This is a genomic window from Xanthobacter autotrophicus, from assembly GCF_030015065.1.
Classification (GTDB): Bacteria; Pseudomonadota; Alphaproteobacteria; order Rhizobiales; family Xanthobacteraceae; genus Xanthobacter; species Xanthobacter autotrophicus_D.
The window spans coordinates 21,860-31,180 of the sequence record NZ_JAIVFN010000047.1 but is presented as its reverse complement, the minus strand read 5'-3'; the positions used below and the strand labels follow the sequence as shown (position 1 = coordinate 31,180).

Sequence of the window (9,321 nt, the reverse complement as noted above, 5' to 3'; positions counted from 1 at the left end):
CCGCCCGGCGCGGCGCGCCAAGGCGCCAGCGCCCTATATCCTCGACGAGCAGGTGGGCTTCATGCTGCGCCAGGTGGCGCAGCGCCATGCCACGCTGTTCGCGGCGAAGATCGGCGACGACCTCACCATGACCCAATGGGCGGCGCTGGCGAAGCTGGCCGAGACCGGCCCCTGCTCGCAGAACCTGCTGGGCCGCCACACCGCCATGGATGCCGCCACCATCAAGGGCGTGGTGGACCGCCTCGCGCGGCGCGGCTTCGTGGAGACCCGGCCGGACCCGGAGGACGCGCGGCTTCTGGTGGTTGAGCCCACGCAGGCCGGGCGCGCGGTCATCGCCCGCGCCACGCCCAACGCCTTCGCCATCACCGAGGAGACGCTGGCTCCGCTCGATTCGGCCGAGCGCGGCATGCTGCTGAAACTGCTGGCGCGGCTGCGATAGGGGGGGCGGGGCTCAGGCCCGATCCAGAAGGCACTGGCGCTCCTCGGGGGCGCTTACGAGCACGATGAGGCGTTGCCGGACCCGCTCCGCAAGGGTGATGACCTCATGCCAGGCAGGATCATTGAGGATCGCCACATGATCACAGGGGCGGCTGCCTGGAGGATCGTGAGCGATGATGGCATCGCAAAGCGGGATCAGCGCCTCGAACTCATCAGCCGAGATGATGTTGTGGTCTCGATCGAAAGTCAGTTGATCGAGGTCGGGATATGAACAGCAGAACTCCACGTAGCTCCAATGCGGACTGGGGGTGGGTGGGTTCAGCCACGTGCGCCGTTGTAGGGGGAGATCGGCAAGTTCGTTGACGCTCTGGAATATGAGCTTGCGGAGGAGGGCGCGCTCTTCCGATTTGGACACCGGATTGTCGGTCATATCTGCACCAAGCCGGACCGGTTCATCTCGACCCCGACTCTAGTTGAAGGGATTGACAGGGGTACGACTCACCAGGACGGGGGCGGGGGCTGCAGTCGCGCGCAAATGTCGCACCGCACTTTCGGCCGCGCCCCCGCTTTTCCCGCCGGCCCGTTTCACGGGCTTTCGCCGCGAAATGAAGCGCTTGGGCGCTTTTGCGATAGCTAATATCTATCAATATCGACAATCTTATCTATTTCATTTATCTCTAGCCCGGCCTTATGTTGCGTTGCGAAGGCTCCAGCCTCTCGCACCGCAACAGCCACCCAAGGAATTGCCATGTCCCTCGTCAATACTCCGGTCAAGCCCTTCAAGACCACGGCTTTCAAGGAAGGCAAGTTCATCGAGGTGTCCGAAGCCGATCTCGCCGGTAAGTGGTCGGTGTTCTTCTTCTATCCGGCCGATTTCACTTTCGTGTGCCCCACCGAACTGGGTGACCTCGCCGACCACTACGAAGAGTTCAAGAAGCTCGGCGTGGAGATCTATTCCGTTTCCACCGACACCCATTTCACCCACAAGGCGTGGCACGATTCGTCCGAGACCATCGGCAAGGTGCAGTACGCCATGCTTGGTGACGCCAACGGCGCCATCACCAACAATTTCGAGGTGATGCGCGCGGGCCAGGGCCTTGCCGACCGCGGCACCTTCATCGTGGACCCCAACGGCATCATCCAGGCCGTGGAAGTCACCGCCGAGGGTATCGGCCGCGACGCCACCGAGCTTTTGCGGAAGATCAAGGCTGCGCAGTACGTCGCCTCCCATCCTGGCGAGGTCTGCCCGGCCAAGTGGCAGGAAGGCGAGGCGACCCTTGCCCCCTCGCTCGACCTCGTCGGCAAGATCTGAGGCAAAATCCGGGTCCTCTCACCGGGGAGGGCCCATCCCCTCCGCCGCGCGCTCTGCGCGTGGCGGATTTAGGGTGGCATCTTCCGCGCGCCCTGCGCGCGGCGGATGCGGAGCACCTTGTTGTTTTCCAAGCATTCGTCGGAGAATTGCCATGCTCGACACAGCCATGAAGACCCAGCTCAAGGCGTATCTGGAGCGGCTGGTCCGACCCGTCGAAATCACCGCCTTCGTGGATGACGGTGCCAAGTCCACGGAGATGCTGGAGCTGCTCGCCGACATCACCGACTGCTCCGCCAAGGTCACCGTTGCCGCGCGCCGCGATGGCGACGCCGCCGGCGCCCGCGTGCCCTCGTTCGCCCTGTCGAGCCCCGGCGAAAGCATCGCGCTCACCTTCGCCGGCCTGCCCATGGGCCATGAATTCACCTCCCTGGTGCTGGCGCTGCTGCAGACCGGCGGCTATCCGCCCAAGCTCGAGCCCGAGGTCATCGAGCAGATCAAGGCGCTGGATGGCGACTTCGCCTTCGAGACCTATTTCTCCCAGTCCTGCCAGAACTGCCCGGACGTGGTGCAGGCCCTCAACCTCATGGCGGTGCTGAACCCGAAGATCCGCCACGTGGCCATCGACGGCGCCCTGTTCCAGAAGGAAGTGGAGGCCCGGCAGGTCATGTCGGTGCCCACCATCTATCTCAATGGCGAGGTGTTCGGGCAGGGCCGCATGGGCGTCGAGGAGATCGTCGCCAAGCTCGACAAAGGGGCCGGCGCGCGCGAGGCCGCCCGCATGAGCGAGATGAACCGCTTCGACGTGCTGGTGGTGGGCGGCGGTCCCGCCGGCGCCACGGCGGCCGTCTATGCGGCGCGCAAGGGCATCCGCACCGGCGTCGCCGCCGAGCGCTTCGGCGGGCAGGTGCTGGACACCATGGCCATCGAGAATTTCATCTCCGTGCCCTACACGGAAGGCCCCAAGCTCGCCGCCGCGCTGGAGCAGCACGTGCGCGAGTATGAGGTGGAGATCCTCAATCTCCAGAAGGCGGTGAAGCTGGTGCCCGGCGCCGACATCATCGAGGTGGAGTTCGCCAACGGCGCCAGCCTGCGCTCCAAGACCGTGATTCTCGCCACCGGCGCCCGCTGGCGGCAGATGAACGTGCCGGGCGAGGATACCTATCGCAACAAGGGCGTGGCCTATTGCCCCCATTGCGACGGCCCCCTGTTCAAGGGCAAGCGCGTGGCGGTGATCGGCGGCGGCAATTCCGGCGTGGAAGCGGCCATCGACCTTGCCGGCATCGTCGCCCATGTGACGCTGATCGAGTTCGACAGCGCGCTGCGCGCCGACGACGTGCTCCAGCGCAAGCTCAAGAGCCTGCCCAACGTCACCATCCTCACCTCGGCGAAGACCACCGAAGTGCTGGGCGACGGCCAGAAGGTGAGCGGCCTCGTTTACGAGAACCGCACCACCGGCGACAGCGTGAAGGTGGAGTTGGAAGGCATCTTCGTGCAGATCGGCCTTCTGCCCAACACCGAGTGGCTGAAGGGCGTGGTGGAACTCTCCCCCCGCGGCGAGATCGTGGTGGACGCCCATGGGCAGACCTCGGTGCCCGGCGTGTTCGCCGCCGGCGACTGCACCACCGTGCCCTACAAGCAGATCGTGATCGCGCTGGGCGAAGGCGCCAAGGCCTCGCTTTCCGCCTTCGATCACCTCATCCGCTCCAGCGCGCCGAAGGAAGAGGCGGTGAAGGCCGCGTGACCGGCCGGGCCGGCTTCCCGCTCCCCAACCGGGCGGCGTCCAGCGGGGGCCGCCCGCGATGACCCTGCGCGAACTGCAATATCTCGTCGCCCTGGCCGACCACCGGAACTTCCGGCGGGCGGCCGAGGCGTGCCTCGTCAGCCAGCCCACCCTCTCCACCCAGCTGCGCAAGCTGGAGGAGGAACTGGGCGTGCCGCTGGTGGAGCGGGCGCCGCGCCGGGTCATGCTCACCCCCGCCGGCCGCGAGGCGGTGGAGCGGGCGCGGCGCATCCTCGACGAGGTGGAGCAATTGAAGGAAGGCGCCCGCCGCAGCTGCGCGGCGGAGGCCGGCGCCCTCAAGCTCGGCGTGTTCCCGACCCTCGGCCCCTATCTTCTGCCCCATGTGGTGCCGCTGATCCGCGCCCGCTTCCCGGATCTGGAGCTGCTGCTGTTCGAGGAGAAGAGCGCCGCCCTGATCTCCCGCCTGAATTACGGCACGCTGGATGCCGCCTTCCTGGCGTTGCCGGTGCACGAGCCGCAGTTTCACAGCGAGTTCCTGTTCGAGGAGCCCTTCCTCCTCGCCGTGCCGGGCAACCACGTGCTGGCGTCGCGCGACCTGCTCTCCATCAACGAGCTGTCCAGCTACAATCTGATGCTGCTGGAGGACGGCCACTGCCTGCGCGATCAGGCGCTGGACGTGTGCCAGCTCTCGGGGGCGCGGGAGAAGTCGGAATTTCGCGCCACGAGCCTTGAAACCCTGCGCCAGATGGTGGCGGCGGGGGTGGGCATGACGCTGCTCCCCATGCTGGCGACGCGCAATCCGGCCCAGCCGGCCGAGAACATCCATCTTCTGGAATTCAGCGATTCCAAGCCCAGCCGGCAGATCGCCATGCTCTGGCGCAAGACCTCCGCCATGGGCCGGCTGCTGGCCGAGGTGGCGCAGGTGTGCCGGGCCCTGCCGCAGGATCTGCTGTCGCCCCGGCACTGACGAGCGCGGCCCTCAGGACAGCTTCATGGGTTCGGGGCCGCGGCCGCCACCACATGGGAGTTCACCAGCTTCAGGTCGCGCACGATGCCCCACGAAAGCAAGGCGGCGAAGCCCGCGAGGTCCATCAGCGTGACGGAAAAGCTCATGCAAAAGCTCATGCAAAAGCTCATGGAAGAGCTCATGGCGCGACCTCCGTTGCCCACCTCCGTTCGGGGGATCCCCGTGTGCGGCGGCGGGCTCCGGCCGGGCGGGTCTTCCATGCTACGCACCATTCGTGTTGCAGCGTCCGGTTGTCCCGCAAGCCGGGTGATCAACCCGCGCCGGGTCCATCCGGTTCAGATGTGGACCGCAGGATGTCCAGGGCCTGGGCATGGAGCGTCGCATTGGCGGCAGCGACCACCCGGCCGCCCGAGAAGATGCCGAGCGGCGCGCCGGTCCAGTCGGTGATGACGCCGCCGGCGCTTTCCACCACCGGCACCAGGGCCATGAAGTCATAGGGCTTCAGGCTGGCCTCGGCCACCAGGTCCACATGGCCGCTGGCGAGCAGGCCGTAGGCGTAGCAGTCGCCGCCGAAGCGGCGCAGGCCCACCTGTTCCGCCAGCGCCTCGAAGGCGGTGGTCTCGCCTCCCGCGAACATGTCGGGGGCGGTGGCATAGAGCCGGGCATCCTTCAGCCGGGTGACGGCGCTGGTGCGGCACGGCGCGCCGTTGAGCCGGGTCGTGCCGCCGGCGGTGCCCACCCAGCGGTCGCCCAGGGCGGGGACCTCGATGATGCCCACCTCCGGGCGTCCCTCGACCACCGCCGCGATGAGCGTGCCGAACAGGGGCAGGCCGGTAATGAAGCTCTTGGTGCCGTCGATGGGGTCGATGACCCACACCACCGGCCGGTCGATGCCCACCGCCGCCTCTTCCTCGCCGAGAATGCCGTGTTCGGGAAAGCACCGGGCGATGGCCTCGCGCAGGGCGCGCTCGATGGCGCGGTCGGCGATGGTGACGGGGCTCGCGTCCGCCTTCCACTCGATGCCGATGGGGGTGCGGAAATGGGCCAGTGCCAGCGGCCGGGCGCGGTCCGCGAGCGCCTCGGCGAAGGCGGCCAGATCAAGGCCGGCGCCGGCGGATAGGGGGCTATTCAGCATAAGCGGGCCTGCGGCCATGGCCGTCGCCGGTCTCGGCGATGGCGGGGGCAAGGACGATGCGGGCATGCTCCAGCGCGGTGCGGATGGCGGCGGGCGGGCCGTCCTCGGTGACGAGGATGTCAACGGACGGCCAGTCGCACACCTGGATCAGGCCGGGCTTGGTGTATTTCGAGCTGTCGAGGAGCAGCATCACCTTGTCGGCGAGCGGGATCATGGCGCGCTTGAACTCGGTCTCGAACAGGTCGAAATCCATGCAGCCGCGCGTGGGGGAGGCCGCCGCCACCGACATCACGAACAGGCTGGGCGTGAACTGGGAGGCGAAATCAATGGCCGAGGGGCCGATGATGGTGCGGTCGTCCGCCCTCAGTTCGCCGCCCGGCAGGATCACGCGATGGTGTCGCCCGGCGGAGGAGAGGATCTGCGCCACCTCCACCGAGAAGGTGATGGCGGTGAGCCGCCCGGCGCGCGGCGCCAGCACCTGGGCGAGGAAGCAGGAGGTGGAGGAATTGTCGAGCAGGATGGTGGCGTCCTCCTCGATCAGCTCCGCCGCCGCGAGGGCGATGCGCCGCTTGGCCCCGGCCTGCTCGCGCAGGCGCCGGTCGAAAGGGGCTTCCCAATCGGCGACGTTGAGGCGCACGCCGCCATGGAACTTGTCCACCATGCCAGCCTCGGCCAGCGCCTTCAGGTCGCGCCTGATGGTCTCGTCGGACACCTGGAAATGCCCGGCGAGGTCGGCGATGGTGAGGGAGCGGCGGTCGCGCAGCAGGTCCACGATCTGCTGCTGGCGCACGGTCTGGGCCATGTCGCGTCTCCCGGCCTAGAGTCGCGCCAGGGCGCGGCCGGTGGCCGCGTCGAACAGGCGCACGCGCGCCATGTCGAAGCTGAGGCCCACCTCGGCGCCCACGTCCGGGGCCTGCATCACCGGCGTGCGCGCCATCAGCCGGTCGTCGCCCATGCGGATCTCGGCGAGCGCCTCCGAGCCGATCAGCTCCGTGCGCTCCACCGTGCCCCGCGCCATGGCGGGCGTCTCGGGCGGGCTGAGCGTGACCTCCTCCGGCCGCACGCCCAGAAGGATGTCGCCGGGTTCCGCCCGCTCGAGGGCGCCGGGGATGTGGGTGTCGAAGCGCGGATGGTGCACCACGCTGCCGGCACCGTTGGGCCGCAGCGCGCAGCGCAGGAGGCTCATTTCCGGCGAGCCGATGAAGGTGGCCACGAAGGTGTTGGCCGGGCGCATGTAGAGGTCCATGGGCGCGCCCACCTGCTGGAGCCGCCCTTCCGAGAGGATGGCTACCCGCGTGCCCAGCGTCATGGCCTCGATCTGGTCGTGGGTGACGTAGATGACGGTCAGGCCGAGCTCCTTGTGCAGGCGCTTCAGCTCGCCCCGCATGTGGGTACGCAGCTTGGCGTCGAGGTTGGAGAGCGGCTCGTCGAACAGGAACACCTTGGGCTGGCGCACCAGCGCCCGGCCGATGGCGACGCGCTGGCGCTCGCCGCCGGAGAGCGCGTTGGGCTTGCGCTCCAGCAGGTGGGTGATGTGGAGGATCTCCGCCGCCTCGCCGATGCGCCGGTCGATCTCCGCCTTGGGCAGCTTCGAGGTCTTCAGCAGGCCGAACGCCATGTTCCGGTAGGCGGTCATGTGCGGATAGAGGGCATAGGACTGGAACACCATGGCGATGTCGCGCTTCTGCGGCTCGGCATGGGTTACGTCCCGCCCGTCGATGAGGAGGCGTCCGGCGGTGATCTCCTCCAGCCCGGCCACCATGCGCAGCGTGGTGGACTTGCCGCAGCCGGAGGGGCCGACGAGAACCATGAACTCCCTGTCCGCCACCGCGAGGTCCACCCCGTGCACGGTGGGGCGGCCCTGGTAGGACTTGCTGACGCCCTGAAGAACAACCTCGGCCATGCCTAAACCCCTACTTCAGACCCGCGTGCATGAAGCTGTCCACGAAGCGGCGCTGGAAGATGACGAAGAACAACAGCAGCGGCGACACCACCACCACCGTTGCCGCCATCAGCCGCGTCCAGTCGGCGCCGCTGTCGGATTTCGCCAGCAGGCCGAGGCCGATGGGCAGGGTGCGCACGCTTTCGGAATTGGTGACGAGGAGCGGCCACATATAGTCGTTCCAGTGGGTCACCACGGCGATGATGGAGAAGGCCACCAGCGTCGGCTTCACCAGCGGCAGGTAGACGTGCCACAGGATGCCGAGATGGCCGCAGCCGTCGAGCCGCGCCGCGTCCGCAAGCTCGGTGGGCACCTGCCGGAAGGCCTGGCGCAGCATGAACGTGCCGTAGCCGGACGCCACGAACGGCACGATCAGCGCCGGCAGGGAATTGAGGATGCCCAGCTCCCGCACCGTGACGAAATTGGTGAGGAAGGTGGCGTAGATGGGAAACATGATCTGCAGCAGGAACAGGGTGAAGAGGATGTTCTTGCCGGGAAAGCTCAGCCGCGCGAAGGCATAGGCGGCAAGGGTGATGGTCACCAGCTCGCAGATGAGGATGCCGCCCGTCACCAGCACCGAGTTGACGAGATAGGTGCCGAACGGCGCCACCGCCATGGCCGCGGGATAGTTGCTCCATTGGGCGATGGCGGGCAGGAAGCCGGCATTGGGATCGAACACCTCCACCCGCGTCTTCAGCGAGGTGACGACGATCCACACCAGGGGGCTCGCCCACAGCGCCAGCAGCGGCAGCAGCAGGACATGCAGCCAGTTCCGCCTCAGAGTGGCGCGCATGTGGGCAAGCGTGCCGCGGGAGGTGGCGGGGGCGGACAATTCGAGGGGATCCTGCAGGGTCGCCATCCGTGTCACCGTCCGAGGTAGTGGACCCGCCGGCCGAACACCAGCGCGACGAGGGTGATGAGGCCGCCCACGAACAGCAGCAGCACGTTCGCCAGCGTCGAGGCGTAGCCGATGTCCTGATACTGGAAGCCGTTCTGGTAGATGTAGAAGGTGAGCACGTTGGTGGCATCCGCAGGTCCGCCCTGCGTCATCACGTAGACATAGTCGAAGATCTGGTAGGAATGCAGCAGCCCGATGATGATGACGAAGTAGAGCGTCGGCGAGATCAGCGGGATGGTGATGTGGATGAGTCGGTTCCAGGCCGACACCCCGTCGAGGCGCGCCGCCTCGTGGAGGTCCGAGGGGATCATCTGCAGGGCCGCCAGCAGGATCAGCATGAAGTAGCCGGAATATTTCCAGATGCTCATGATGATGATGGCGATCATGGCCGTGTTGCTGTCGTAGAGCCATTCGAGCTTGGGCAGGCCGAAGAGCGCCAGCGCGTGGTTGATGGGGCCGTAGCCGGGGGCGTAGAGGAACACCCACACCATGCCGGCCGCCACGGACGGGATCATCACCGGATAGAAGAAGGCGGAGCGATAGAAGGTCATGCCGCGCAGCTTGCTGTCGAGGGCGACGGCGAGCAGAAGCGCGCAGGCGATGGCGCTGGGAATGGTCACCAGCGTGTAGAAGGCGGTGTTGGCGAGAGACTTCCAGAACAGGGCGTCGGTCCACAGTCGCTGGTAGTTCTCAAGCCCCAGGAAGAAGATCTTGTCCGACCCCAGCATCACGTCGTGGAAGCTGAACCAGACGGAGCGGATGATGGGCCAGTAGGTGAAGGCGGCGAGGAAGACCAGCGAGGGCGCAAGCAGCAGATAGGCGAGCCCGGCTTCGCGGACGTGGGCGCGCAGGGCGGGACCTGTGACCATGCCGATCCTCATCTTCGCA

General features: G+C 67.2%; 11 protein-coding genes. 4 read left to right on the top strand and 7 right to left on the bottom strand.

The window, feature by feature from the left end; translation table 11 throughout:
* Positions 1-439: MarR family winged helix-turn-helix transcriptional regulator (locus K9U40_RS11495; protein WP_432715913.1), on the top strand; the 439-nt coding region annotated here is incomplete at its 5' end.
* 12 nt (positions 440-451) lie between these two features.
* Here K9U40_RS11495 and K9U40_RS11490 read toward each other — a convergent pair.
* The gene (locus K9U40_RS11490) at positions 452-868 is read right to left on the bottom strand and encodes a hypothetical protein (protein WP_282890332.1); all 417 of its coding nucleotides are present in this window, start codon (positions 866-868) and stop codon (positions 452-454) included.
* A gap of 318 nt (positions 869-1,186) precedes the next feature.
* Between K9U40_RS11490 and ahpC the strand changes: the two genes are divergently transcribed.
* The 3 genes from ahpC (at position 1,187) to K9U40_RS11475 (ending at position 4,458) form a co-directional block, all read left to right on the top strand.
* The gene (gene ahpC / locus K9U40_RS11485; RefSeq protein ID WP_282890331.1) at positions 1,187-1,750 is read left to right on the top strand and encodes an alkyl hydroperoxide reductase subunit C; all 564 of its coding nucleotides are present in this window, start codon (positions 1,187-1,189) and stop codon (positions 1,748-1,750) included.
* Positions 1,751-1,901: 151 nt separating this feature from the next.
* Positions 1,902-3,491, top strand: coding sequence for an alkyl hydroperoxide reductase subunit F (gene ahpF / locus K9U40_RS11480; RefSeq protein WP_282890330.1), 1,590 nt, complete (start codon positions 1,902-1,904; stop codon positions 3,489-3,491).
* Positions 3,492-3,549: 58 nt separating this feature from the next.
* On the top strand, positions 3,550-4,458 hold the full coding sequence (locus K9U40_RS11475) for a LysR substrate-binding domain-containing protein (RefSeq protein ID WP_282890329.1): 909 nt from the start codon (positions 3,550-3,552) through the stop codon (positions 4,456-4,458).
* A 23-nt stretch (positions 4,459-4,481) separates the two neighbouring features.
* Here the strand turns inward: K9U40_RS11475 and K9U40_RS11470 are convergent, their stop codons facing one another.
* The 6 genes from K9U40_RS11470 to K9U40_RS11445 all read right to left on the bottom strand — a co-directional run bounded on the left by K9U40_RS11470 (position 4,482) and on the right by K9U40_RS11445 (position 9,302).
* Positions 4,482-4,604 carry a hypothetical protein gene (locus K9U40_RS11470; protein WP_282890328.1) on the bottom strand — a complete coding sequence of 41 codons (123 nt, stop codon included), beginning with the start codon at positions 4,602-4,604 and terminating at the stop codon, positions 4,482-4,484.
* A 164-nt stretch (positions 4,605-4,768) separates the two neighbouring features.
* Complete coding sequence (gene hisN / locus K9U40_RS11465; RefSeq protein ID WP_282890327.1) at positions 4,769-5,593, bottom strand: histidinol-phosphatase; 825 nt, start codon at positions 5,591-5,593, stop codon at positions 4,769-4,771.
* Positions 5,583-6,395 carry a DeoR/GlpR family DNA-binding transcription regulator gene (locus tag K9U40_RS11460; RefSeq protein WP_282890326.1) on the bottom strand — a complete coding sequence of 271 codons (813 nt, stop codon included), beginning with the start codon at positions 6,393-6,395 and terminating at the stop codon, positions 5,583-5,585. Before K9U40_RS11460 ends, hisN begins: the two co-directional genes overlap by 11 nt.
* Before the next feature lie 15 nt (positions 6,396-6,410).
* Complete coding sequence (locus K9U40_RS11455; RefSeq protein ID WP_282890325.1) at positions 6,411-7,496, bottom strand: ABC transporter ATP-binding protein; 1,086 nt, start codon at positions 7,494-7,496, stop codon at positions 6,411-6,413.
* A 10-nt stretch (positions 7,497-7,506) separates the two neighbouring features.
* Positions 7,507-8,394, bottom strand: coding sequence for a carbohydrate ABC transporter permease (locus K9U40_RS11450; RefSeq protein WP_282890324.1), 888 nt, complete (start codon positions 8,392-8,394; stop codon positions 7,507-7,509).
* Positions 8,395-8,399: 5 nt separating this feature from the next.
* Entirely contained in the window at positions 8,400-9,302 is a 903-nt protein-coding gene (locus tag K9U40_RS11445) for a carbohydrate ABC transporter permease (protein WP_282890323.1), read from the bottom strand.
* Positions 9,303-9,321 lie beyond the last annotated feature (19 nt).